Origin of the sequence: Paenibacillus sp. FSL M7-0134 (assembly GCF_038007865.1) — a bacterium.
Lineage (GTDB): Bacteria > Bacillota > Bacilli > Paenibacillales > Paenibacillaceae > Paenibacillus > Paenibacillus polymyxa_B.
The window spans coordinates 3,342,533-3,368,945 of the sequence record NZ_JBBOXV010000001.1 but is presented as its reverse complement, the minus strand read 5'-3'; the positions used below and the strand labels follow the sequence as shown (position 1 = coordinate 3,368,945).

The window sequence follows — 26,413 nt, the reverse complement described above, 5'->3', positions numbered from 1 at the left end:
TCAAATCACACAGAATACTAATCTTAAGTAAAAAAATATATGAGAAAACAAAAAATCCAGCTCATGGTCTGTGCTAAATCGCACTCGATGAGCTGGTTTGTATATTTTTTATAAGGCTTAAGCAGAGATAATCGTCGTGCTTTAGGCTTTAGGATGAATCATATGCGCAGGTACAACATATTGATCGAACTGTTCTTCAGTCAACAGTCCGCTGCGGAGTGCCGCTTCTTTTAAAGACAGTCCTTCTGCATGTGCAAGTTTGGCGATTTTAGCGGCATTTTCATATCCGATATGTGGATTCAATGCCGTCACCAGCATCAGCGAATTATTCAAATTGTGCTCAATTTTAACGAGATCAGGCTCAATGCCGATCGCACAGTTGTCATTAAAAGCAATCATGGAATCGGCCAGCAGATGAACAGACTGCAGAAAATTGTAGATGATTACTGGCTTAAACACGTTCAGTTCAAAATTACCCTGACTCGCAGCAAAGCCGATAGCTGCATCATTACCCATTACTTGCGTAACGACCATCGTCAGTGCTTCGCTCTGGGTCGGATTCACCTTACCGGGCATGATAGAGCTACCTGGCTCGTTAGCAGGGATCGTAATTTCCCCCAAACCGCTACGCGGACCACTCGCCAGCCAGCGAACATCATTGGCGATTTTCATCAAATCGGCAGCGAGCGCTTTGACTGCTCCATGTACGGCCACCACTTCATCGTGGCTGGTCAATGCATGAAATTTATTGGGTGCGGAAGTGAACGTTTTGCCAGTGAAACTGGAAATTTCCGCAGAGGTTCGGGAGCCAAACTCTGGATGAGCATTAATTCCTGTCCCCACCGCTGTACCGCCAATCGCCAGCTCCTTCATGTATTGAACCGTGTCGATGATAATTCGCTTGCTCTTGTCCAGCATGGCATACCAGCCGCTTATTTCCTGGCCCAGCGTAAGCGGTGTCGCATCTTGTAAATGGGTTCGTCCAATTTTTATAATATCCTTGAATTGCTCTGACTTCTGTTGAAAAGTCTCTTTCAGCTTATCGATGGCAGGCAACAAACGATCCTCCACTGCAATGACACCCGCTACATGAAGCGCTGTAGGAAACGTATCGTTTGAGCTTTGCGACATGTTCACATCGTCATTGGGATGCAGCTTCGTATCTTTTCCCTGCTCTTGTAACCATTGGCTTCCCAGATGAGCAATCACTTCATTCACATTCATATTGGACTGCGTACCGCTCCCTGTCTGCCATACAACCAATGGGAAATGGTCATCAACTCGCCCTGCGAGAATTTCGTCTGCTGCATAAATAATGGCATCCTGCTTCTCCTGTGATAGCTTACCCAGCTTATAGTTACTGATCGCCGCGCTCTTTTTAAGCACCGCGAACGCCTGTATGACCTCTAATGGCATTTTCTCCGAACCAATCGGGAAATTTTCCTTGCTGCGCTGTGTTTGCGCTCCCCACAGACGGTCTGCCGGTACTTTGATTTCGCCCAACGTATCCTTTTCGATGCGGTAGTTCAACTCATTTCCTCCTCTTGGCCTATGTAATTCAGACAAAATATGGTGATCTCTCTTGCCTATTATACATTAAATTTCAAATGTTATCATTTATTTTGCAAGCGCTTTTTTACGATGAGGCCAGAGGAGGCAAAAGGAGATTTCGGCTACTATCCTGGGTCACTAAGTTCAGCTAATGGTGATATTTCTTTTGCCATGGACTTCTTTTCTGCTCAGTAGCTTGTTCAGCGCATCGATGTAAGCTTTGGCGCTAGCTTCCAAAATATCAGTACTTGTGCCTCTTCCCAGTGCTGTGTACTCACCTTGCCTCAAAATGGCGTGTACTTCCCCCAACGCATCTTTGCCATATGTTACAGATTGGATCGAATAATCCTCCAACTCCACCTCTTCACCACTGGCCTTGTCTATAGCATGGAAAATCGCATCTACAGAACCGTTACCCATTGCTACTTCATCAATTGCTGTCCCATCTTGTTTACTCAACCGAATGGATGCGACTGGAACCGACTGATTGCCATAGGACACCTGAATGGAATCCAGTGTGTACATTTGAGGCGAGGCATTGCGGCTTTCATCCATCAGGACGAGCAAATCTTCATCCAACACCTGTTTTTTCTTATCCGTCAAGGCCTTGAATTTGCGGAACGCCTCTTGCAGCTGTTCCTCCGTCAAAGCTTCAAACCCCATGTCCGCCAGTTTTTCTTTAAATGCATGTCTACCCGAGTGCTTGCCCAATACAAGTTTACTTGTCTTCAGACCAATACGCTCAGGGGACACGATCTCATACGTTGTACGCTCTTTAAGCATTCCGTCCTGATGTATACCAGACTCGTGCGCAAACGCATTGGCTCCAACAATGGCCTTGTTTCCCGGTACCGACATCCCCGTACGTTTGCTCACCAGGCGACTGGTGGCATACAGCTCCTCCAAAACCAGACTCGTTTGTGCACCATAGAGCTCGGTTCTAGTGTCAAGGGCCAGTGCAACTTCCTCGATAGGTGTATTTCCGGCTCGCTCACCGATGCCATTGATGGTACCTTCAAATTGGTCTACACCATTACGGATAGCCGCCAGCGTGTTAGCTGTTGCCATACCAAGATCATCATGACAATGTGTGCTAAGTTGTATTTTTTCGATACCGGGTACTTGTTGTTTTACAATTCTAAACATTTCACCGAACTGATCCGGCGAGGCATATCCCACCGTATCCGGTAAATTGACGACTGTCGCACCAGCACGAATCGCCATATCCACGACCTCACAAATAAAGTCCAGCTCGGTACGACTGGCGTCCTCTGCTGAAAATTCTACCTTGCTGAAATACTTGCGTCCATAACGAATGGCAGCAGTAGCGGTCTCTAATACTTTCGCTTTATCCATTCGCAGCTTATGTTGGCGGTGAATGGGTGAGGTAGCCAGGAACAAATGAAGACAGGCATCCTCAGCTCCTTGTAGCGCCTCTCTGACTGCATCAATATCCTGTTCCTTCGAGCGTGCAAAACCAACCAGTGTTGCTTGGGTAACCTGTTTGGCAATCTCCTGCATGCTGATAATCTCACCAGGCGAGGTTGCTGGAAAGCCAGTCTCAATCCGATCTACGCCTAACTTTTGCAGCTGAAGAGCAATTTCCACCTTTTCTGTGCTGGTTAAGCTAACTCCTGGTGATTGCTCTCCATCTCTTAACGTTGTGTCCAACACCCATATTTTACGCATACAGATACCACCTTTGGATTGATTTTAGGAGATGTTCGAGTAGAAGGCTTAAAATCCGTTTTATCATTCATCTGATCATCTGATGTTTAAGAGTAAAAAAATTATGAACTTCCCATATGCTTTTGCAGCTCCAGCTTGGTGCCGTCCAAATGTTGAATGCTATACAGCTCGGCAGCCTTGCCATCCTGATCCCGGATTGCTTCATATATTTTTTCATGCTGCAAAGTAAAATGATTTTGCATCGCTGGATCGGTAATGAGATTGTTCAATGCCTTGCGAATGGCCTCTACAAAGCTGCCATATACGTCTGTAAGCACCTTGTTGCGTGTAGCTCCGGCAACAGCCAAGTGAAAAGTGATATCCGCATCTAAGTACCCAGACAAATCTCCAGCGGCCAAAGTTGCAGCACGACGGTCCAGCGCCGCACGCATTAAGTGTAAATCCTCGTCATTACGACGTAATGCAGCCAATCTGGCAATCTCTAGTTCCAATACACTCCGTACTTCATAAACTTCAATAATTTCAGCACGGCTTAGACGGTAATCCAATGGCTCTTGAGAAGTCGTCGGTTGGCAGACAAAAGTTCCGTGTCCTTGCTTTTTCTCTAATAGACCGGCATGTACCAGAACGCTAACCGCTTCACGCACTGTAGACCGCCCGACTCCGAATAGCTTCATGAGCTCAGGCTCGGTTGGAATCTTTGTGCCCACATTCCATTCACCAGCAGCAATTTTTCGTTGCAGCTGTTCAGCTACTTCATCGGCGATTTGCTTGCGTTTGACGGCTTGAAAAGGAAAATTCATCTGATCATCTCCTGTTTCGTATCATACTATGACTGCTTGGCATTCTGCAACCTTTTTCGTCCTCCTTCCCCATTGTCCCTTACCTGTGCTTTACATACCCAAATAAAGCCTGCACCGTTGGACACGATACAGGCTTATAAGGATAAATTAAATGCTAGGATTTCGATTTATTAGGTGTTATACAATACAAACGGCTGGTTGCCTCAAAAATATGGCCTGGAGCCAGTGCAATCAATCCGATCTCCTCAGCTGGTAGGTCCGGACGATTCGGTGCATTGATCATGTTCATTTGCGGTTCAGGACAGATGAATTCCTTGTTCGCTTTGTTATTCCAGATCATCCAATGCTTATAAGCTGTACCTACATCGTATACGAGGGTAGCCCCTGTCTTACTGTGTGTCAGTTCCATGTAGTTGCGTCCATTTTGCGGAGCTGCCGTGTAATGATTATCCATAGAGGCAAAATAAGGACTAACTCCCGTCGTCTTCAGCAGTTCCTCTTCCGGAGATAAAGGCTGGAACTGACCTGTGGCCAACAACCGTTCCGTCAGCTCACGACGCTCACCGATTGTGACCTTAATCTTGTAATCCTCAGGCGAGCTATCGGGTACGAACGGAACGCGAATCGCTGTGTGAAAGGCAAATAAGTTGGGGATCGGTTGATCGCCCTCGTTATGGATCACATAACGCTGATGCAGGCCAAATTCGTCCAGGCTGTACGTTAACTTCATGGTAAAGGTGAAGGGTAAATAGCGGAACATGGGATGTCCTTCCCTTACATGCTGATTCATTACCACATAGCTACCTTGCTCCCCGGAACCGTAGTCCTCAACCTCCCACCGAACAGTGTGTAAAAAGCCGTGCAGATGGTTGTGGGTCGCCTCTTCATTTATCGGCAGCTCATATGTAACACCATTCCACAGGAATTTTCCATCCTCATACCGATTCGGAGGGAACAGGAAAGGAATTCCGTAAACGGACGGGCTTTGCTTAAAAGCCTCTATGCTCTCAGCATCTGGCTCACGCAGAAAAGAATATCCCGTTTCATTGTCACGAAAAGAAATCAGATTTGCGCCGTTTCCCGGCAGGGCAACCGCTTCATATCGTCCAAATTTAAGACGAATCGCCGGTATTCCATAATAAAGATCACCAATTGCAGCATGTTGTTGTGTCATCAAAAAATCCTCCTTGATGAAATGACGATGTTTAATGAAAGCGTTTAGCTTTTGGCTTGACTATACCATGCTGAGCAAAAAAATTCCACGTCCACACAAAAAACGATGCCCCGCAAGGCATCGTCCTTCACACATCACTACACATAACGGCCCTGTTTGGGTACAGCCATGTGCTCAAAATCTCCCGCCAGTCGCTCCAGCTGATCTGTCAGCTCAGCACCACGCATGTAATGGCCATGTCCTGTAACTGCAATCTCAGGCTTTAACTTGGCCAGCATTTCCACCGAACGCTGCGCAGCTTGCCAATCTGTTGTAAAATACGCAGGAGGTCCATGTATTTCTTTTTCCTGTAAAATAACGGCCAGTGCCGATTCCTGTTTCACCGTAATAAAAGCGTCACCGGCCACCATTAACCTTCTTCGCTCATGAAAAAGCGATACATGACCAGGTGTATGTCCTTGCGTATGCAGCCACTTCCAACCAGGGGCACCGGGGACACTGCCATCTTGGGGCAGGGATGTGATGCGATCATCGAGATCTATAGCATCATTGGGGTATAAGAAGGAAATGCCCGACATTAAACCTCCCCCTACACTAGGCTCAGGTTTTTGATAATCCTTCATTCCCGTCAAATAAGGTAATTCCAAAGGATGTGCATAAACAGGTGTACCCCAATGCTGTACCAACTCAATAACCGAACCTACATGATCAAAATGACCATGTGTAAGCACAATAGCGATCGGAGGGCCAGCGAACCGTTCCTCTGCCAGGCGTATAATCGAGTCTGTAAATCCTGTCATCCCCGTATCCACCAGCACCCAGGAGCGGCTTCCCGGCTCTCCAATAAAACACATATTTACAAACAGCGTCCGTAAGCTCAGGAGATCGGGAGCAGCCTCTTCATTTGCCGTCATTCCTTCGGTGAACAGATGATTTGCCAAAGCTTCACCCTCCTATTCACATGGAATTTCCTGTTAATATCGACCTTTAGGCTTCCCCCATGTCAGCAGATTATGCGGACACTGCTAAATATAATCCGCTTGTCACGAAAATAGACCATGTTTACATTACTCGGGTAATTTGCTCCATGCCGTATCTAGTAAATAATCGAACAAATCATCGTTCTCTTCAATCCAGCTATCCATTTGCAGCATCTCTTCCTCCACCCGTGGCTCTCCTGCAAAATGGAGACTGTAATCCCATTCCTTTCCCCTTTTACTGTGGAATGTGATTTCATATACAGAACTCTGTCCGTCTACTCCAAATACCACTTGGCCCAGATAAGCACCATTCTCATCTTTTGTCATTTGTGCCTGTTGAATATGTACTTCTTTCACTTCCTGAGGTGAATTTTGCTCTGTCATTCATCTATCCGCCCTTTCATTTTCACTAAATAGTACCAAAACTGATTTGTGAACCTTTTCGTTACATTGTACAATATATAAGCTATGTGTGGAATTTGCAAAAAAACTGTGCAAGTTACCCAAGCCTTGTTTAGGGCTTTTCGTGAAATGGAGGAAAGTTACATGTCAGATTTTCAACAAAAATTGCAAAAATATGCCGAGTTAGCCGTTCGGGTCGGCGCCAATGTACATCCTGGGCAGACACTCATCGTTCATGCGCCAATCTTGTCCGCCGAACTCGTGAGACTTATCGTCAAATCAGCGTATACTGCCGGAGCCAAGCTGGTTACAGTAAAATGGAGTGATGAGACCATTACTCGATTACAGTATGAACTAGCTCCTGATGAAACTTTTAATATTGCTCCCAAATGGTACGCAGCCGAAATGACTGAAGAGGTCGAAAATGGCGCAGCTGTACTGCATGTCATTGCAGAAAATCCGGATTTGCTTAAAGGGATTCCGTCCAGCCGAATTACTGCTGCCCAGCGCGTGCGGTCACATGAATTACGTCAATACCGCGAATATCAAATGGCCGACAAATTCAGTTGGTCTCTGATTGCTTATCCTTCAGCAGAGTGGGCTGCCAAAGTATTCCCTGATCTGCCAGCTTCAGAGCAAATGGATAAACTGTGGGATGCCATTTTCAGCACCGTGCGTGTGGATCTGGATAACCCCGTGGAGGCGTGGAAAGAGCATTTGAAAACCCTTTCCAGCAAATCTGATATTTTAAATGCCAAACGCTATAAAAAGCTGCATTATCTGGCTCCAGGCACAGACCTCACCATCGAATTGGCAAAAGATCATCTGTGGGTAGCAGCCGAAAGCGTCAACCAACAGGGACATACTTTTGTAGCCAATATGCCTACTGAGGAAGTGTTTACAGCTCCGCTCAAAACGGGAGTGAACGGTAAGGTCAGCAGCACCAAGCCACTTAGCTACAGCGGAAATATCATCGACAACTTTTCACTGACTTTTGAAAATGGACGTATTGTCGATGTACAGGCAGAGACCGGTTTGGAAACTCTTCAGCATCTCGTAGAAATGGATGAAGGTTCACACTATCTGGGCGAGGTTGCTCTCGTACCTCATAAGTCACCTATCTCTGATAAAAATATTTTATTTTATAATACGTTGTTTGACGAAAATGCCTCTAACCATTTGGCCATCGGTAATGCCTATGCATTTAACCTTAAAGGCGGCAAGGATATGACTCAAGAGCAGTTGGCTGCCAACGGCCTGAATTCCAGCCTGACACACGTCGACTTTATGATCGGTTCAGGTGAAATGGACATCAACGGCGTTACCGAGGACGGTACTGAGGAACCTATCTTCCGTAAAGGAAATTGGGCGATCTAACACGGCAAAAAAGGCTCTCACCGCTTCATGCGTGAGAGCCTTCTTGCTTCATCCTATAGGCTATGTTAGATCTATTTTACAACGTGTTAATCCAAGAATTCGCTGCAATTCCAAAAACAATTTGTACCACGCTGATGATAAAAAAGACAATAAGACAATTTACAACTCTTCGATTGGTGGTTTGATGCATGGATAAAGATGATTTCACATAAAACATACTGCCTAATATCCCCAAACACAGACCAAAGATGCCAGCAAATAGCCATCCTATAACCAAACTGACCACGACAAAAGCCCAACTCCAGCCGGGAACTTTACTCACAGGAACATAAGGTTGATTGGACCCAAGATACACACCGTCCACGGCTAAATCTGCTTTGTTGCCAATGACAACAACATTTACAGCTTTTTCTTTCAATCTAATTGGAAAATCAATCAAGTTCAAAAATGCGTTCTGGCTTTTAACCTTCTGCTCGCTTCCATTTACAATAATTTTTCCGCCAGTTAAGCTACGCTTGTACTCAATACTATATTGAGTACCTTGATCTTCTACATTCCATTTTGCCATCGCTAAACCCCTCTCAAATTTTAGGGGAGCCATAAATATACTCCCGGCATTTCCTGATTATGTACCATAAAAATCATAACATAAGCTGCAAGTTAAATAATGGGAAAAAGGCCGCTGATCAGCGACCTTTGATTCTACTTTATTTCGTATGGGGTTAGTTTCTATATCCAATTTTAGCCTTGTAGGCAAGTGAATACTGGTCAGCCGCTAAAATCGCATCAAGCACATCATCCGCTGTGACAGCAAATGGTAGATTGTGAGCAGTTTCGCCTTCTTTGGTAGCAGCCTGAGCTACCCTGTACAAATCCTCTCGGGAAGCTTCCTGGAGCTTAATGTCTTCCAGCGTGACAGGCAGATCGAGTTTTAGATAAAAGTCAATATAACGCTCCACCTCGGACAAAGGTCTTTTTTCCAAGGCAAGCTGGACTAAGGTGCCAAAAGCTACCTTCTGACCATGTGTCAGGTGATGAATGTCTCCTTCCAGAACGGTAAAACCATTGTGAATCGCATGTGCGCCTGCCAAACCGCCGCTTTCAAAGCCCAAACCGCTTAGCAACGTATTGGCTTCCACTACCGCTTCAAGCGCAGGTGTGACGACTTTGCGTTTCACGGATTCGTAAGCCTGCAGTCCGTAATCGAAAAGAACTTCCTCACACTTGGACGCAATGGCTTCTGCCGCCAAGGTTGGCAAACCACCAGCCATTGTCGTTGCGCGAGCTTCAATGACCGCACGGGCTTCAATCCACGTCGCCATAGCATCTGCAATGCCTGAGGAGAGGAACAAAGGCGGTGCTTGAGAAATGACTTTCGTGTCCACCAAAATCAAGCTAGGATTTTTACTGAAAAAGGAATAGGTATCAAATGCACCCTCATCGGTGTACAAAACGGATAGTGCACTGGTGGGTGCATCTGTAGAAGCGGTTGTTGGAATAATCACAACCGAGGAACCGAGTAGTTCATTAACGGCTTTGGCAGTATCCAGCGTTTTACCACCACCTACACCAATGACAATGTCGACCTGGGCGCTTCGTCCCTGATCCGCAATACGGGTGACTTCATTTTTGGATGCTTCCCCTTGAAACTCAATTTTAACCGCCGTAATATCAGTCTGTTCCAGACTTTTTACCACGCGGTCGGCTGCAATCTCCCAAACCAGCTTGTCCGCAATAACCAAGGCAGTATGACCAAATGGCTTAACATACTCACCAGCTTTATCAATCACATTTTTCCCTTGCACATATTTACCTGGACTAATAAATACTTTTTCGCTCATCGTTTAACTCTCCCTTCCAAGTTTGTACAATTTCTATTATACGGCTGAAAGGGCACACATCTCAATTTCGAAACCAAGATCTTCAATCATTTGATGATCAAATGTGACCTCTTGGCCTTCTGTCGTTAAATAATCTCCTACAAAAATTGAATTCGCTGCATACAGGCATAGCGGTTGTAACGAGCGTAAATTCAACTCTCGTCCACCTGCAACGCGTATTTCTTTGGATGGACAGATGAAGCGGAACAGTGCCAGCACCTTCAAAGCTTGGATAGGTGATATTCGCTTTGCTCCCTCCAACGGGGTTCCAGGGACTGGATTCAAGAAGTTAACCGGAATAGAGTCAGCATCTAACTCCCGTAAGGCATAAGCCATTTGAACGATTTCCTCATTCGTTTCCCCCATCCCGATAATAACGCCAGAGCATGGAGACATTCCGTGAGAATGAGCCATTTTCACAGTTTCGACGCGTTGATCGTATGTATGTGTGGTTGTAATCGAGGGATAGTTGGCCTTACTTGTATTTAAATTATGATTGTATCGATGTACCCCAGCCTCTGCCAACCGCCGTGCCTGATCTCCCTTGAGAATCCCTAAGCAGGCGCAAATTTTGAGCGGCATCGTGCGATTAATTTCTTGTACTGCCTCAATCACCTGATCCAGTTCTCGATCTGTTGGACCTTTGCCGGAAGCTACGATGCAATAGGTCCCTGCTCTCCGCGCTACTGCTTCCCTAGCTCCAGCCAACAGTGATTCCTTGTCCAACATACTGTACTTGCTCACAGGCGCCGTGGATACGATAGATTGTGAGCAATAACCGCAATCCTCCGGGCATAGGCCACTTTTGGCATTAATGATCATGTTGAGCTTTACTTTTTTTTCATAAAAATGATGCCGCACCCGAAATGAAGCTTGCATAATCGGTAATAATTCTTCATCGTCGGCTTCCAGTACCGCTATGCCTTCTTCCAGCGATACACAACTGCCGTGTATTGCTTTTTCAGCCAACGAGTCCCATTCTATAACCTTGTTTAGTAAATTCATACTTCTTGCCTCCCAAAATTTAATGATCATGTAAATGGATAAGATTTTCAGCGTAGAGAAGTTCTTTTTTATTGTCAACCTAAATAATTATAATTAGGTTGACAATCACACGAACATCATATCAATTCATGTCCATTCTGTAAAGAAGACAAAATAAAAAGCGACCCCACATCGTTCAAGGTCGCTCTCTAGATTTATTCCGTTATGAGACTCCTGCTTCTTCCACGATGATAGGCTGTTTTATCAGCCGAATACGTGAAATCCGCTTGTTTTCAACTTCTTCTACCGTGAACATACATCCCTCAAACACTACAGACTGGCCAGGCAGTGGGGGAATAACCTCGACATGTGAGTATAGCCAGCCCCCTACCGTATCATAATCCTCATGATCAAGATCCAGTCCAAAGCGATCGTTCACTTCATCAATTAATAACATGCCGTCAATGGAAAATTCCTCGTCATTAATCTGCTCACAACTCGGACGTTCCTGATCGAACTCATCCTGAATTTCACCAACGATTTCTTCCATAATATCTTCCAGTGTTACCATACCCGATGTACCGCCATATTCATCAATCAAAATTGCGATTTGCGTCTTGCTACGCTGCATACGTTTGAGCAGATCACTAATTTGCGTAGATTCAGGGACAGCAAGAATCGGTCGAATCATCGTACGGGTATCCAGTGTGTTCGCCCGTAGAAGGTCCTTAATATGGATAAAGCCGATAATATGGTCCTTATCTTCGGCGCAGATTGGATAACGGGTTCTCATGCTTTCCGTCGCAATCGCGAGATTTTCTTCTGTGGACTCATTACTGTATAAGCAGATCATCTCAGTTCGCGGAATCATGATTTCCCTGGCGGTCGTGTCGGTAAAATCAAATATATTATCAACAAGCGCCAATTCCGTATTATCAATTAGTCCGCTCTTATTGCTTTCTTTCATCAGAATGCGTATTTCATCTCCGGTATGCGCGGAATCGTCATTCTCGGATACCGGCTCCAGACGGAATAAACGCAGCAGGCTGTTCGCCATTCCATTCAACGCCCATATGAATGGATACATCAACTTGTAAAACCAAGTCATCAGCATGGCTGAATACAGCGTAATGGTCTCAGATTTACGAATAGCTATCGTTTTGGGCGCCAATTCACCCAAGACAATATGCAGAATCGTAATGACAATAAATGCAATAACCACGGCAGTACCGTGCACATATACCGCTCCTAATCCGGCGGCTGTAAATACAGGTTCGATCAAATGTGCGATGGCCGGCTCTCCGATCCATCCTAGTCCCAACGATGCTAGTGTAATACCCAACTGGCAGGCAGACAAATAAGCGTCCAAGTTGTGTAACATATTGGCGGCGTACACGGCCTTTTTATTGCCCGCTTCCACCAATGTTTCAATACGGCTGCCTCTGACCTTCACCATGGCAAATTCCGCAGATACAAAAAAACCATTCAATAGTACTAATGCAAAAACAATAAATAAGTTAAACATACTCGGTAAAGGGTCACTCAATATGCTCCCCATCAGCCGTCATTACGGCAGACAGGCGCACCTCCTTCGGATAGTTTCATCATAGACAGAACGATAACACATCATAAGCAGCGTCAACTTCCCAACACATTCACTCCTTCCGGCTTCCAAAGCCATATTCCGCATAAATGATTAGATCATTCATCAGCTTATATTTAATTATATAACTATACTCTATACAGTCAAACCACAAGCAATGTCAGAAAAAACAGCTCCTCTATCATTTAGGTTGTAAAGCTCTCGTTTTCGCCGCTTACCATCAAGAAAGCTACTATATTTGAGAAAGATTATAAACAAAATACATCCCCTGCCGTCTGGCAGAGGATGTAGACTCATATATATGAAGGCATCAGCGAACCGGGGATGCACCCGGGTTCCCGATGACGCCGGGATATTGGTACAACAACGGCTCATCAAATGTTGCATAGTCCAGGTTTAGCATTAGTAGAATGGTCCGTTTGCCCGTCGCCGGATCACTAATAATAATGTGGTCCCGACCTGCTGCTTCCAGAATGCCTTTGAATATTTTCGCATTCCATTCCCGGTTATTTTCATAGGTCATATAAAAGGTTCCCGTTTTTCCTAAGTTCAAGCGTAAAATATTTTCGATGTATGATTGCTCGTATTGCGGAGTCTGAACCTGCACTACGGTACCCGTTGGTGTCATAGGGCTGCCACTACTTACTTGAGGTGGAAAGCCAGTCATAGGCTGCATGGTTCCGATTGGAGTCATCCCTCTTGGCCATTCGGGATACCCATTGCCGGAAGCATAAGATACGGGACGGTAAGCTTGCTGTGAAATCATGTAAATTCCTCCTAAAATAGTTTAAATTTAATTCTTAAAGCCATTCTGTAAATTGTCTAATATACATTAGGACAATCCTGTACAGTCGGGCTAAAAAAGCAGTGGGCTTTAAAACGTCCGGTATTGACCTGGCTATACCAGGTATCTGGGCAGTCTCCGGCAGGTCTGAAAAACCATAATGAATTGGATGCCGGACGTATTTTCTCTCCATTGATTACACGCTGGGCAAGTCGAATGTCCCGATCACGGGCTTTCTGATAAAAATACCCCTTCTGAGTAGCCTCAAACCCGCCGGGGCTTTGAAACACCATGTCATTCATCATACGTATGCCCTGGAAATCCAGGCAATTGGATAAAATCCGGTTCACCCCAACATTACCGACCATGAGCATTCCCTGCTCTCCTTCGCCTTCGGCCTCAGCCCGCATCAGTCGGGCGAGGGTCCTTACATCCTCTGAGTTGGTCTTGATTACAGCCACCGCGTCCCCTCCTCGCTTCTCCATCACATACCCTATCGTATGGTACAAATGCCCAATGGGTGACAGTCCAGAAAAACAAAAAAATAGCCCCAAGACTGGGACTACTCATTTAGGCTTTTATTATGGCTCATAAATCATTTTGCGCGTCATGCCACCATCTACTACCAGATTCGTGCCTGTTACAAAATCATTGCCAGGTTGTGTCAAATACAGACAGGCCCGTGCGATGTCTTTAGGGGTTCCTACTCGCCCAGACGGATGCTGTTGATGGTCTTATGCACGCAGTTGCTCATAATCCCCGGTTTCAATCCACCCTGGACTGATGCAATTGACCTGAATCCCGTCCTTTCCTAGCGACATAGCCATCGCGTGTGTAAGGGCCGCAATGGCTCCTTTGGATGCCGCGTAGGCTTCTGTATCCGGCTCTGACATGAAAGCTCGTGTAGAGGTCATATTGACCACAGAGCCACCTTCTACGTTTCGTTTCATTACCTTAGCCGCTTCCCTAGTGGCAATAAAACAGCTGCGTACGTTTGTATTCAAAATGTCATCCCATTCTGCTATCGTTAACTCATATGGAGATTTCCATTTGGACACGCCAGCGTTGTTAATTAGCGTATGAATCGTACCGTATTCTTCTTCCGTGGCACGGATTAGCGCCACTATATCTTCTTCCTTCCGCACATCACAAGGAATAAAAATGGCCTGATAGCCTTCGTTCCGGGCCGCTGCAGCGGCTGCGGCACCCTCTTCCTCATTGTGGTCCGCAAATACAACATGGGCACCCTGAGCAGTGTAGGCAAAAGCGACCTCTTTCCCGATGCCATGCGCCGCTCCTGTTACAATAACAACTTGTCCCTCAAATGACACATATCATTCCTCCTCTGAACTACTCTGTTCTAATATATATGTACCAAAATGTGCTGTACAAGAAACATCTACAGCCCCCTATCCTGATTTCTCGCAGAAGGCTGTAAATGAATCCAAGAACATTAGACTGAATTCTACATTTTAACCTGTTCCAAGCTATAGCGATTAAGACGCTGAAACCCGATATACCTTGTACCCTGAAAAGTAAGCCGTCCCTCATCACCTTCAGCGCATTGACCATATTCTTCCCCAGATACCTTGAACTCCATCCGGTCGCCACTCTCCACCTCGAAGGTTACGTAATAGAAAGTATAGGTACGAGTCCCTTGTTCCTCCTGCCGCCTCTGTTGGAGATGTGTCCTTCTGGCTGTAATTCGGGAACCGACCGTCAATACAGGCTGTCTTTTATTCCGACTCCATTCCATGACTTCCCTGCCTGCAGACAACACGACAATTCCCAACACGACAACGAAAAATACGGGCAGTACCGTGCCCAGCCAATCGAACATCCATAATGACTCAAATCCCATGCACCGCACTCCTCTCCGCCAGGCATTCCACAGGGAAACTACCGGGCATCCTGACCTGACCTAAGCTTTCTATAACAGTATATGTATGTTCCTGCCCAAATTTGATAGCAACTCTCAAGAACGCCAAGAGCCCCCACGGAATAGTCCGGGAGGCTCAAGATATGGCGATATCAGAATGATGCATCGATTTACACATGTACAAGCTGGAGATAACGTTGTGTTTCATCCAGAACTTCATGATCTTCGTCTTCAGCGTAACGCTCTGCACACTGCTTGCAGTCCTCTTCAGTCGTGCAACCATAGGCATCCTGGCAAGTATAACAAAATTGAAGGTAGTATTGGGTTAACATATGATCCTGATTCGTTGTCATGATTATCACTCCTATCGTTGTTTACAGGTTTAGTATAACAGCGGCTTATTCGTTGGTTTGTGATTTTTTTCACATATAGTCGTATAAAATTTAAATTTTTTAAAAATAAAACGCCCTGGGAAAAACACCCCAGGGCAATCAGCTTTATAGCGATTATAAAATTCTCCAGTTCGCACCGCCGTCCGTCGTCTTCAGCAGCAGTGACTTCTTATCATCAAGGCGTTCCAAAAGGAGCCAACCCACCGAAGAAGAGGCGAAACGGAGCTTGACCGATCGTGGGTAGTCTTTTAGCTTCAAAGGTAGCACTTTGTTGCCTGTGAGACTTGTCCACGTCTTTCCCCCATCCAATGTACGGCTCATTCCGGTTTCAGTTATGATCCACCCTTCCTTTTCGTTTAGAAACGTACGTCCAGGGATAATAGAATTAATGTTGCTACTCAGACCCAAAGGCACACCGCTCCATTGGGCCCCTGTATCATTTGTAAACAGTCCATTATATTTTGTGCCGTTAGCCCCATAGCAAAGAACCGGAATCAAATACGAGGAACTGCTCCCTTTCAGAGACTGCTGAGCTTCTGCTTTGGCCTGAGGGCAGCCTTGTATTCTGTTAGCTACCGGAGTCCAGGTTTTCCCTTGATTCGAAGTCTTGTATAACTTAACACTGCTATCCAGATTGATCGCTACAAATCCCTGATTGTTGGAAGAAAAGCTCATTCCTGCCAGACTGCCCCGATCGGGTAAACCTGAGCCTGTTTTGTTGGATATCGTACCAGAACTTTGCGCAACTTTATTCCACGTGGCTCCCCCGTCAGTGGTGTGATACAACAGTTTTTGTTGATCCTGCTCATTCAGTTTTACATATGCCATGATCCAGCCAGTAGTTGGATTTACATATTGAATCGAGCTCACATGATCCCCGCTTGGAAGCGCTGAAACATCCCAGCTCTGTCCTCCATCTGCTGTTCTCAGAATGACGGTTGCTGTTTTGTCCAAATTTTGACGGACAACCCAACCGTGACGAGAATCAGTGAAACTGATGTCCTTTCCATATTCAAGTTTGTCTTGAAATTGGACATTTTCGGAGGGGGAAATATTATTCCATGTCTTTCCGCCATCATGAGTATCATAAAGCCGGAGCTCATTATGGGTAACTCCCCAAACTAACCCTTTATTGTTATCAATTAAATGAAAATCCGCTATTCGCGTCTGAACTACATATTTGGCGTTGGGATCGCCCACCTTTGGAGTCACTGGTGGATTAATAGTAATCGTCTGACCCTGGTCATCAGGTTCCTCAATCGGAGGTTTAGTTAACGTTTCTGGGGCTTCAGCAGAACAGGCAGTCAGTAGAATGCCCGTCAGTAGCAGTACTCCCCCTAAGAGCGCACGCCAGCGCAGTTTCATATAAAAATCCTCCCTCGATGGCATGCTGTAATCACGTGCCAAAAGCTTATCTGAAACAGAATTATACCATAAACGCCTCTATGTGACACTTTTCGCGTAATGTCAAAAAAAACCGGACCCTTCACAAAAGTGCAGGATGCCGGCTTTTTTTATACTAGAATTTATTAAGATTTACGGTTCAACAAACTTTTGTGGTATCCATAGAAGAAATAGATCAGCAATCCAAGCAGGAGCCACACAATAAATCCAATCCAGGTGCTAATATGAAGCTGAAGCATCAGACCGATGCAAACCAAAGCACTTAAAAGCGGGAGCAACGGCACCCACGGCACGGTAAAGCCTCTTTTCAAATCAGGGCGTTTCTTGCGCAGCACGATAACCCCTACCGATACCACAGCAAAAGCGAACAGGGTTCCAATACTCGTCAAATTGGTCAGTGCATGTAATGGAAACAATCCACTAGCCAATGCGATAATGCTGCCCACCAGCCAAGTGCTTCGTATCGGTGTTTGAGTTTTGGCATTTATTTTGGATAAAAAAACGGGTAAAAGGCCATCACGTGACATAGAGAAAATTAACCGCGTTTGACCAAACAACAGCACCAGTAAAACGGTGGTCATCCCCGCAATCGCACCGACTGAAATCAATCCGGCTACAAAATCCTGATGAATAAAGCGGAGAGCAAACGCAACAGGATCACTTACCCCCAACTGCGTATAAGGTACCATTCCAGTTAGTACAACTGAAACCGCAATATACAGTACCGTGCAGATCGCTAGAGAAGAAATAATGCCGATGGGCATATTCCGCTGCGGATTGCGAACCTCTTCGGCTGCAGTTGAGATGGCATCAAAACCCAGATAAGCAAAAAATACGATTGCCGCAGCACTCAAAACACCAGAAAAACCATAAGGCAAAAATGGTGTCCAGTTGTCAGGCTTAACATAAAAGATACCGATCCCAATAAATAGCAATACAACTCCGACTTTAACACAAACCATTATTAAATTGAATCGGACCGTCTCCTTGGCTCCGAGACTCAGTAACAGTGTAATGAGCATAATGATGCACACGGCTGGTAGATCAATAATGGTTCCCTTAGTTGAATCGAAGGCTGCGGTTAAAGCCAGCGGTAAATGTACATCAAATCCAGCCAGCAAGCCTTGAAAGTAAGCAGACCATCCACTACTCACAGAGGCGGCCGCCACTCCGTATTCCAGAATCAGGTCCCACCCCAGTACCCAGGCCAAAATTTCTCCAAATACAATATAACTATACGCATAAGCGCTCCCAGCTGCGGGAACTGTAGATGAAAGCTCCGCATAACACAAGGCTGCTAGTACGCAGGCAATACCTGCAATAACAAAGGAGAGCATCAATCCAGGACCTGCATTTTCTGCTGCTGCCTTGCCAGTAATAACAAAAATCCCAGTACCGATAATACATCCTACACCTAGCATGGTGAGATCAAAGGCACCCATTGTTCTCTTTAAGTGACCTGTAGATCCGCTTTCCTCATGCGGGAGCAGTCCTGTTTTTTTTCGAAATAAGTCCATATGCCGAATCCTCTTTCCATAATTTCATGCGTCAATATCGGTGCTGCAACGCTTTAGTGCGTGTTCTTATCATTCGATTAATTATTAGCGAGCTCGTCTTTGAAGTCAAGGAAAAATGTCATATTTCTTTGCGGTGGGTAAATATATACGGTACACTAAGTTGGAAAGATAAATTTTTAAGAAATACCCCAAAATGAAAAGGTATTCAACCCGAGAAGGAGATGAGGATTTTATGAGCTTAAAACCTTACAAACGAAGTAGAGTGGCCATTGTCGGCATGGGAGCGGTTGGTACAACAACCGGCTATACCCTACTGCTGCGCCAACGCATGTCAGAACTTGTCTTTATTGATGTCAACGTCAAAAAGGCGAAGGGGGAAATGCTCGATATGAATCATGGGCTTCCCTTTCTCGGCGGTGTCAAAGTGTGGGCAGGTGATTATGAAGACTGCCGTGATGCAGATATCATTATTGTTACAGCAGGTGCTTCACAAAAGCCGGGAGAAACGCGCATTGATTTGCTGAAGCGCAATGCCGAAATATTTGAAAGTATTATTGATAATATCGTCAAGGTCAATACACATGGCATTTTGCTGATCGCTACCAATCCAGTGGACATTCTCTCCTACATCTCTTGGAAACGCAGTGGTTGGCCTTCAAGCAGAGTCATTGGGTCAGGTACGTTGCTGGACAGCGCACGCTTCCGTTATTTGATCGGGAAGCAAAAGGGCATCGATCCACGAAGCATCCACGCCCATATTATTGGAGAACACGGTGACTCCGAGTTACCTGTATGGAGCACAGCCAACGTAGCTGGAACTCCACTGGAACTAGGTGAAGAAACGAAAAATGAAATTTTTGAAAATACCAAGAATGCTGCCTATGAAATTATAGATGCTAAAGGCGCAACTTCTTATGCTATCGGGCTGGCTCTCGACCGAATCGTAGCCGCCATTCTCGGGGACGAGGGGTCGGTACTTAATGTGTCCACCTTGCTGGAAAATTATAACGGAGTATCTGACGTATATTTAGGTGTTCCAAGTATTGTAGATCACAATGGGGTACGTGAAATTTTGGATCTTCCGCTCAATGACGAGGAACGTGCAAGATTGCTTCAATCTGCGGACAAGCTGAAGGATCAAATTAGCAAAGTTCATATGTAGATCGCGAACATAAATACTAAACAAAACTGGCCTCCACAGCGGTAATATCCGTTGAGAGGCCAGTTTTTTAGTCATTATAATGTAAAAGTTCAGTTTGTCGTCCTGCTATGCATTCGAATTACCAAGGTGGCGTATCGCCATCCACGTCCTCATTTTCATGCTGGCGTTTCTCTTTTAGCCGCTCAGCCACCGTTTCAAACGATTCAGGTTGGAGTAACTCAATCGGTGAAAATCCCTTTTCAAACGTAAATGCATCACCTTCAATAATAAGTGCATATCTATCATGAAGTTTCGTGATATGCAGTTTGGCGCCAAAGTCGGACAGTAGCCCACGCACGGCCGTATCATCTAGTTTGAAACGAACTTCAATTTCTGGTTTCAGCTCGACAATATGCTGTGCAGCCTCTACGACCTGAAGGGGTTCCCATTTCCCTTGCAGATCCCGTTTTTCGCTAGCCGCCCACAATTCCAGATCGCGCTCTTCCTGCTGTCTTTCCTCATTAGATGCATCCGGCCATTTGGTTTCTACATAGTTCTGAACGAAGCCCATGACATGCTCATTGACGATTTCCGGCATGGATTGCTCATAGGTCACGAATTTCAAAAAATCTTCAAAATACCGGGCATGCGAAGACTGGTGAATTTTAAGCTCCCACTCATCGTTCATCCCTTCCTCAAGCATGTAAGGATACATGATGGATTTCATATTACGGGCAGAAATAGCCATTTCGACCTCACTCACCAGACTGCTTTCAGTAATTCTGGCAATTTTAGGTTCAAAATCACATTTAAGCACAAAAATAAACGGATCATCCGAGTGTGTATTCAAGGTAGCCTGTACAATGATTAGCGCTCCGCCGCGTACTGCGCTCGTATCCAGATACATCCGCACCAGATCGTCACAAGCATTTTTAAAATCTTCCTTATCCTCTGCTGCCCGCAGTCGGGCGAACATATTGAAATTCGGATTACTGCTCAATTCATGCTCCGGTTCGACGATAAAGCGGCCGATTTTGGTCGGTGCCTGCTCTGTGCTGGGGTTTTTTTCAACCTTACGCTTGCTAATACGAGCAAATTCCCCGTCCAGAAATTTTTTAACATCGCTTTCGTCATAATCGTAGTCGTCCATTGTAGCGTAATGCTTATAGGACTTACCACCCTGTCCTTCTTTTCCATCTACCTGAATTACAAAAAAAGATAAAAAATCCACTTGAAAGTTCATTTACGTTCCATTCGCTCCTTTTCAGGCATGTACGCGTAATTATATCACTATGATTTTAAAAGGTACATCGGATTCAGATCCCTATTACTAGATAAACATTTTAGTTAACATAATATTTATTATGTTGATCATTTTTTCGTTTAGCTATCATTCCCAATTCACAAGTTTAAAGTGAGTACTTTTACCACTATTCTAATTCACGTCCTTAAGGATCATTGACCTCTTTATTTTCCATGCTCTACTTTCTTCATGATTTCAAAAAACATTTGACTAATAAGTAGTTGATTTATTATATTATCTATTATTATATAGACAAAAATATATTTTGTTTATATAAAATGATATTTCAAGGGGGTTGCGCCCTGAAAACAGGAAAGGAGAGTTTGTTGTTGTTTAAAAATCCATATATAAGGACCATTATCGCCTCCAATGCGCTGCTAAATTTGGGCATTTGGGTGCGCAACTTTGCCATACTGTTGTATGTAACAGATTTGACTAATAATGATCCCGTATACGTATCGCTCATTTCGGTTGCTGAATTCATGCCTATTTTTCTGTTCGCTATCATTGGAGGAACATTCGCGGACCGTTGGCGGCCCAAACGGACCATGATTAGTTGCGATTTGCTATCCGCGGCCTCTATTTTTATTGTTTTGTTGGCATTATGGTACGGGTCATGGCAGGTGCTTTTGCTGTCCACTTTCTTTTCAGCCATTCTATCTCAATTTTCTCAGCCGTCTGCGATGAAGATATTTAAGCAGCATGTAGCACCAGAACAGCTACAGGGAGTGATGGCCCTTTTTCAATCTCTCATGGCATTATTTATGGTTATCGGCCCTGTTATCGGTACATTTATTTATCAACACTTTGGAATTTTCACTTCAATGTCTATAACCGGAATATTGTTTCTCATCTCGGCGCTTGTTCTGACTCGCATTCCACAAGATGAACAATCACTTGAGATAGATGATCAACCAACTCATTTCATTCAAGATCTTAAAGAAGGAATACGTTATGTATGGAATAACCGCACACTTCGCACGCTTGGGGGAACATTTACCGTAATTGGGCTGGCGGTCGGACTTATTCAACCATTAATGGTTTTTGTCGCCATCGAGAACCTTGGACAAAACAAGGAATTCCTGCAATGGCCGTTAATGGCGAACGGAGCGGCTATGCTGGTGGGAGGCGGCCTGATTATGGGGGTTGCCAAAAAAGCACAGCCGCAATTGCTGCTGGTGGCCGGACTTTTGGTCAGCACACTGACAACCTTTGGTGTCGGATGGTCACACAATATTGTGCTGACAATGGCACTACAAGTTTTCAGCGGCCTATTTTATCCTTGCATTCATATCGGTATCAACACAATGATGATGAAAAACGCCGAAGCTGCTTTTATCGGCCGCGTCGGTGGTGCCCTCTCTCCCCTGTTCTCCGGGATGATGGTCGTCGGTATGAGTATCGGCGGAACACTCAAACACGAATCCTCCCTGAACACCGTATATACCGTGAGCGCCGGCTTGTTTTTGGTCGGAGCGATGCTATTGTTACCATTGCTTCGTGACAGGCAGCCCGTACAAGCTGTCATAGCCGATGATTCTAAATAACAGCACAAGAAACCGCCCCTGGAGATATGATATGGCATCCTCCGGGGGCGGTTTCTTAATGTTTGTATCATGATTTCATGCAGATTATGACTCTCTTCCTTCATGCTGTCTTTTCCACAATCGTGCATACAGGCCGTACTTTTTCCGCTACCAGAAGGCCCTACAAGCGCTGGAAAAAACGGAATGGCATAAGCCTGCTCACATCCCGCAGTACAGGCTGGTCATCATACCCAAAACTTATGCGCCTCAGCTCAATGTCGTGTCTTTCCGAAGGCAGCTGGTCACCCAGCATCACTGGCTCGTTCAGCAATTGGACGATACGCTCACCTGCCTGTTGTTGTCTCTACTTTTATAACTACGAGTGATTTCAGTCTTAACTCAAACAGCGCGCACCGATTGAGTATCCGCACGCGCTGGCTGCATAGCTTTTTTCATCTGTCTACTTGACAGGGATATGACCAAAGGACGGTTTTTTATATCACTTATACATTTGTAGAAAATAGTGAAGGTGCCTTTTTCAGTGCACTTATTTTATTTCTTTCATAAAGCTCCTGAAGTTTTCAACGATTTCCTTTGATTTGGTATGGTGTAAATAATGTTCTCCTTCAAGTGTCATTACTTTTCCATGAACAGAATTTTTGACTTGCTCTTCATGTAGTGGTATCCATCTTTCCACATCTGTATTATTCGCTTGTATAAAGAAAATAAGGGGCAGATTTTTTGGGAATGTTAAATTTTTAGCTGCTTTAAAATTAGGATAAATATTTTCCATTTCGTTTGAGGTGCTGGAATTATACATGTTTTTGAGAGAAAGAATTCTCATTTGTTCTTTTGTTTCATCATCATAGGGTAGTCCAGCATATGGGTCACCAGTAAGTTTCATTACCAATCTGGCTAAACCTGATTTTTTGAGAAATTTAAACGTTTTTATTGGTAATTCAGCATCCATACCACCTTGCGTTGGAACACTGCTATCAATCCCGACAAAAGCACTCACTTCGTTTTCATATTTGTTCACATAATCCAGTCCGTAAATGCCTGCAATGGAATGACCCATTAGAATATATCGGTCAATTTTAAGACTCTGTAAAGCTTCATGAATTTCACTTACAATATTCTCTGTGTTTCGTTCCTTTTCGGTTAGATCACTTAATCCATAACCAAAAGGCTCAATAACGATGACTTTGTAAAATGGAGATAGCTCTTCTACTAGCGGTTTAAAATCAAGTGCTGGTGCTGCTGTTCCATAACCTGGTAGTAACACGACGGTCTCTTCGCCTTTTCCTTGAATCAAAACATTCATTTTTTTCCCATCTACAGGTACGAACTGACCATAGGATTGTATTTTTCCTTGCTCTGATTTGCTGCTGATAATATTAACTGTATAGACAACGGCTAGAAAAAGCACGATTGCTATAACTATTGTTCCTATTATTTTAAGCAAAATGCTTCGTACTTTATTTGTTCTCGTTCCATTCCTCATTTTCATTACCTCTCTTCGTTTCACGCTCAACTTCTCCTGTCCCATTCTGTTTGTTGGGCTACTTTAACGAGCCGCTAATGAAAGCTTAACGAAAGAAGATGTACTCCCTATGACGACAATATGAACGGAGTATGAACAAGCAAAAAAATGCTACGTTGTCCAAGGAAACTGCACATTATGCTGTATCATGGAAAATGCGGTTTAGATAATCCGAATGATACCGTATGAATCTAACTAATCTGGTGGCGTTGTGATTGGCAAGGTGACAATGACGGTCGTTCCTTGGCCGGGTTCACTTTCCACTCGAATGTCGCCTTGATGAAGCGATACGATCTGTTTAACGATGGCGAGTCCCATACCGCTACCGCCATATTTACGACTGTGGGAACGATCAGCTTTAAAAAATCGCTCGAATATACGCTTCTGGTCCTCAAGGGAAATACCAATGCCCGTATCGGATATTCGGACTGTTACGCTTTTGATATCTTGCTTGATGCTGACGTTAATAACGCTGCCATTCTTGGAAAATTTGATGCTATTACCGAGTATGTTCGTCCATACCTGGTTTAATTGATCTTGATCCGCCAATAGGCGAACGGTCTTCAAATTGAGCTCGAAACGGATGTTGCGAGCCGACCATTGCGGCTGGATCGCGACGATGACTCGTCTGATCTGTTCATCAAGGCTGAACGTGACCAGCCGCATCTGCTGTGACTGCGATTCAAGCAAACTCAGCTTTAGCAGGCTATCGCTCATCTTGGACATCCGATCTGCTTCCGCGATGATGATATCGAGATAACGACTTCGCTCGTTATCTGCTATATCTACTTGCTTGAGTGCTATAGCATAACCGGATATCGAGGTGAGCGGCGACTGAACTTCATGCGACACATTCGTGACGAACTCCCTACGCATCTGCTCAAGTTGCTGTAGATCATGCATCATTTCTTCAAAGCTGCGAGCCAAAGTACCTAGCTCACCCTTTTGCTTAATATTCAGCTTGACGTTGAAATCTCCAACTGCTATACGTCTGGTCGCTTTTGTCAGTTTTTTGATCGGTCTGACTAGGAATATAGAGGCAACCAAAATCAATAGACTTCCTGTTACCAACGAATAGGTCAAAAAAGTAAATAACCATTTTTGGGCAAAAGAGACGGAAGGATACATAAGCGGCTCCACAAATATCGCTTTCATTCCCATTTCCGTTTTCAACCTCAGTCCCAAGAGGTTCATTGAAACACTACTCGGATTAACTTGAACAACTTCTCCACCCAATACTTTCCTTACTTGATCCATCGTCACAGTAACAGGTTTTTGTCCGTTAAGCGTTCCGTAAGACTGGAACTGCCCCGTTTCATCAAAAATTCGAATATAATAGGAATCGAGTTGTTTCATTCCACTTACGAATAAGTCCGCTTCACGTAACGGAATGGTTTCGTAAACCCGGACAATGTCCTGACCAAAGTTAAATAAGGTGGTTTGCAAATTTTCGTTCAATTTCTCTTCAAACACCCAAAATGTTACAAAAAAAGCAATGATCGTGCCCGCGAGGACGGAGACCAGAAATGTCAGGACAACACGTGTATATAAGGATCTGATCATTCGTAAACCTCAAGCCGGTAGCCAAGTCCACGCACCGTCTCGATACGAAAATCGGGTGTTGTAGCGAACCGTTCGCGCAGGCGTTTAATATGTACGTCTATCGTTCGATCATCTCCAGTATAATCGATCCCCCAAATTTGATCGATCAACTGCTCGCGCGTATACACTTGTCCAGGTGTTCCAGCGAGCTTATACAGCAATTCGAACTCCTTGAGCGGCAACGTGAGCGACTCCGTCCCTCTCATCACCTTATAGGTCTGCCGATCAAGGATGACGTTGCCGAACTGGATCATCTGCGTGGTGCCAATCCGATAGCGTTTCAGCAGTGCTCTGACCCGAACTGTCAATTCCAGTGGATCAAACGGTTTCGTCAAATAATCATCTGTTCCAAGTTCGAAACCTTTCACTTTCTCCCATGTTTCGCCTCTCGCAGTCAGCATAAGTAAGGGAAGATCAGGATTGGCTCTTCTGAGCTCCTTGCATAACGTCCAACCATCCATTATCGGCATCATAATATCGAGCACGACAAGATCGACATGCGTTGTAGCGTAGACGGTCAGTGCTTCCTTGCCGTCTGCGGCTTCGGCTGTTGCGAATCCGTCGTTGCGTAGAAATAAACAGACGAGTTCGCGAATGTTCGCATCGTCGTCAGCAACCAGTATAGTAGGCATTCGTTTCCTCTTTCCCTGTTTTCATCCCATATTGAAGTAACCATTATACTATAAATAAAATTGAATCGCTCCTATTCTTCCTATAATTTTACAGTGTTATTCCTCCCGGTTTCCGCAGGTCTCAGAGCCCTCATCATGGCCCTGTTGTCCTGATTTACCAATACCCAAAGGGCGGGCAATGCGGGACGTCTTAAATCCCTGCCTCGGTTATACTTTTTTTGCTTCTTGAAACCAGGAATGCTCATCA

General features: G+C 44.8%; 23 protein-coding genes and 2 pseudogenes. 3 read left to right on the top strand and 22 right to left on the bottom strand.

Annotation, left to right across the window (positions count from 1 at the left end):
* Positions 1–141: 141 nt before the first annotated feature.
* The 6 genes from fumC to NSQ58_RS15165 form a co-directional block, all read right to left on the bottom strand.
* The gene (gene fumC, locus NSQ58_RS15190; protein WP_023988874.1) at positions 142–1,530 is read right to left on the bottom strand and encodes a class II fumarate hydratase; all 1,389 of its coding nucleotides are present in this window, start codon (positions 1,528–1,530) and stop codon (positions 142–144) included.
* A gap of 165 nt (positions 1,531–1,695) precedes the next feature.
* The gene (locus tag NSQ58_RS15185; RefSeq protein ID WP_341057662.1) at positions 1,696–3,240 is read right to left on the bottom strand and encodes a 2-isopropylmalate synthase; all 1,545 of its coding nucleotides are present in this window, start codon (positions 3,238–3,240) and stop codon (positions 1,696–1,698) included.
* 101 nt (positions 3,241–3,341) lie between these two features.
* Entirely contained in the window at positions 3,342–4,043 is a 702-nt protein-coding gene (locus tag NSQ58_RS15180) for a FadR/GntR family transcriptional regulator (RefSeq protein ID WP_023988876.1), read from the bottom strand.
* Between the two features lie 154 nt (positions 4,044–4,197).
* Entirely contained in the window at positions 4,198–5,217 is a 1,020-nt protein-coding gene (locus NSQ58_RS15175; protein ID WP_013310435.1) for an aldose 1-epimerase, read from the bottom strand.
* A 137-nt stretch (positions 5,218–5,354) separates the two neighbouring features.
* A complete protein-coding gene (locus tag NSQ58_RS15170) occupies positions 5,355–6,158 on the bottom strand; it encodes an MBL fold metallo-hydrolase (protein WP_341057661.1) in 804 nt (267 codons plus the stop codon).
* Between the two features lie 126 nt (positions 6,159–6,284).
* Positions 6,285–6,581: a hypothetical protein gene (locus tag NSQ58_RS15165; RefSeq protein WP_028541647.1), complete on the bottom strand. Its 297-nt coding sequence runs from the start codon at positions 6,579–6,581 to the stop codon at positions 6,285–6,287.
* 162 nt (positions 6,582–6,743) lie between these two features.
* On the opposite strand from NSQ58_RS15165, the gene NSQ58_RS15160 reads away from it, so the two are divergent.
* Positions 6,744–7,976 carry an aminopeptidase gene (locus tag NSQ58_RS15160; protein ID WP_025722749.1) on the top strand — a complete coding sequence of 411 codons (1,233 nt, stop codon included), beginning with the start codon at positions 6,744–6,746 and terminating at the stop codon, positions 7,974–7,976.
* 76 nt (positions 7,977–8,052) lie between these two features.
* Here NSQ58_RS15160 and NSQ58_RS15155 read toward each other — a convergent pair whose 3' ends face one another.
* The 11 genes and pseudogenes from NSQ58_RS15155 to NSQ58_RS15105 all read right to left on the bottom strand — a co-directional run bounded on the left by NSQ58_RS15155 (position 8,053) and on the right by NSQ58_RS15105 (position 18,419).
* Positions 8,053–8,544, bottom strand: a complete 492-nt coding sequence (locus NSQ58_RS15155) for a hypothetical protein (protein ID WP_028541648.1) — start codon at positions 8,542–8,544, stop codon at positions 8,053–8,055.
* A 154-nt stretch (positions 8,545–8,698) separates the two neighbouring features.
* A complete protein-coding gene (locus NSQ58_RS15150; protein ID WP_071558677.1) occupies positions 8,699–9,817 on the bottom strand; it encodes a glycerol dehydrogenase in 1,119 nt (372 codons plus the stop codon).
* Positions 9,818–9,853: 36 nt separating this feature from the next.
* Positions 9,854–10,861 (bottom strand): biotin synthase BioB, encoded by a 1,008-nt coding sequence (gene bioB, locus NSQ58_RS15145; RefSeq protein WP_341057660.1) that lies wholly within the window; start codon positions 10,859–10,861, stop codon positions 9,854–9,856.
* Positions 10,862–11,063: 202 nt separating this feature from the next.
* Positions 11,064–12,365, bottom strand: coding sequence for a hemolysin family protein (locus NSQ58_RS15140; RefSeq protein ID WP_175405309.1), 1,302 nt, complete (start codon positions 12,363–12,365; stop codon positions 11,064–11,066).
* Between the two features lie 388 nt (positions 12,366–12,753).
* Positions 12,754–13,209, bottom strand: a complete 456-nt coding sequence (gerQ, locus tag NSQ58_RS15135; RefSeq protein WP_023988884.1) for a spore coat protein GerQ — start codon at positions 13,207–13,209, stop codon at positions 12,754–12,756.
* A gap of 56 nt (positions 13,210–13,265) precedes the next feature.
* Positions 13,266–13,688: a cell wall hydrolase gene (locus NSQ58_RS15130; RefSeq protein ID WP_023988885.1), complete on the bottom strand. Its 423-nt coding sequence runs from the start codon at positions 13,686–13,688 to the stop codon at positions 13,266–13,268.
* A 120-nt stretch (positions 13,689–13,808) separates the two neighbouring features.
* A pseudogene (locus NSQ58_RS15125) lies at positions 13,809–14,558 on the bottom strand (SDR family NAD(P)-dependent oxidoreductase).
* Between the two features lie 134 nt (positions 14,559–14,692).
* Positions 14,693–15,088: a DUF2500 domain-containing protein gene (locus tag NSQ58_RS15120; RefSeq protein WP_013371386.1), complete on the bottom strand. Its 396-nt coding sequence runs from the start codon at positions 15,086–15,088 to the stop codon at positions 14,693–14,695.
* A 188-nt stretch (positions 15,089–15,276) separates the two neighbouring features.
* A complete protein-coding gene (locus tag NSQ58_RS15115; RefSeq protein WP_341057659.1) occupies positions 15,277–15,459 on the bottom strand; it encodes a hypothetical protein in 183 nt (60 codons plus the stop codon).
* Between the two features lie 153 nt (positions 15,460–15,612).
* On the bottom strand, positions 15,613–16,863 hold the full coding sequence (locus tag NSQ58_RS15110) for a YCF48-related protein (RefSeq protein WP_341057658.1): 1,251 nt from the start codon (positions 16,861–16,863) through the stop codon (positions 15,613–15,615).
* 164 nt (positions 16,864–17,027) lie between these two features.
* A complete protein-coding gene (locus NSQ58_RS15105; RefSeq protein WP_023988889.1) occupies positions 17,028–18,419 on the bottom strand; it encodes an amino acid permease in 1,392 nt (463 codons plus the stop codon).
* A gap of 232 nt (positions 18,420–18,651) precedes the next feature.
* On the opposite strand from NSQ58_RS15105, the gene NSQ58_RS15100 reads away from it, so the two are divergent.
* Entirely contained in the window at positions 18,652–19,581 is a 930-nt protein-coding gene (locus NSQ58_RS15100) for an L-lactate dehydrogenase (RefSeq protein ID WP_053325554.1), read from the top strand.
* A 118-nt stretch (positions 19,582–19,699) separates the two neighbouring features.
* On the opposite strand, the gene NSQ58_RS15095 is transcribed toward NSQ58_RS15100, so the two are convergent.
* Complete coding sequence (locus NSQ58_RS15095) at positions 19,700–20,803, bottom strand: DUF3900 domain-containing protein (RefSeq protein ID WP_028541652.1); 1,104 nt, start codon at positions 20,801–20,803, stop codon at positions 19,700–19,702.
* A gap of 389 nt (positions 20,804–21,192) precedes the next feature.
* On the opposite strand from NSQ58_RS15095, the gene NSQ58_RS15090 reads away from it, so the two are divergent.
* Positions 21,193–22,410 carry an MFS transporter gene (locus NSQ58_RS15090; protein WP_053325555.1) on the top strand — a complete coding sequence of 406 codons (1,218 nt, stop codon included), beginning with the start codon at positions 21,193–21,195 and terminating at the stop codon, positions 22,408–22,410.
* Positions 22,411–22,544: 134 nt separating this feature from the next.
* Here the strand turns inward: NSQ58_RS15090 and NSQ58_RS15085 are convergent.
* From NSQ58_RS15085 to NSQ58_RS15070, 4 genes and pseudogenes are all read right to left on the bottom strand, one after another.
* Positions 22,545–22,747, bottom strand: a pseudogene (locus tag NSQ58_RS15085) (ABC transporter ATP-binding protein); the annotation flags it as partial.
* 189 nt (positions 22,748–22,936) lie between these two features.
* Positions 22,937–23,899 (bottom strand): alpha/beta fold hydrolase, encoded by a 963-nt coding sequence (locus tag NSQ58_RS15080; RefSeq protein WP_371263077.1) that lies wholly within the window; start codon positions 23,897–23,899, stop codon positions 22,937–22,939.
* A gap of 228 nt (positions 23,900–24,127) precedes the next feature.
* Positions 24,128–25,495 carry a sensor histidine kinase gene (locus NSQ58_RS15075; RefSeq protein WP_341057657.1) on the bottom strand — a complete coding sequence of 456 codons (1,368 nt, stop codon included), beginning with the start codon at positions 25,493–25,495 and terminating at the stop codon, positions 24,128–24,130.
* Positions 25,492–26,166: a response regulator transcription factor gene (locus NSQ58_RS15070; RefSeq protein WP_023988895.1), complete on the bottom strand. Its 675-nt coding sequence runs from the start codon at positions 26,164–26,166 to the stop codon at positions 25,492–25,494. Before NSQ58_RS15070 ends, NSQ58_RS15075 begins: the two co-directional genes overlap by 4 nt.
* Between the last annotated feature and the right edge of the window lie 247 nt (positions 26,167–26,413).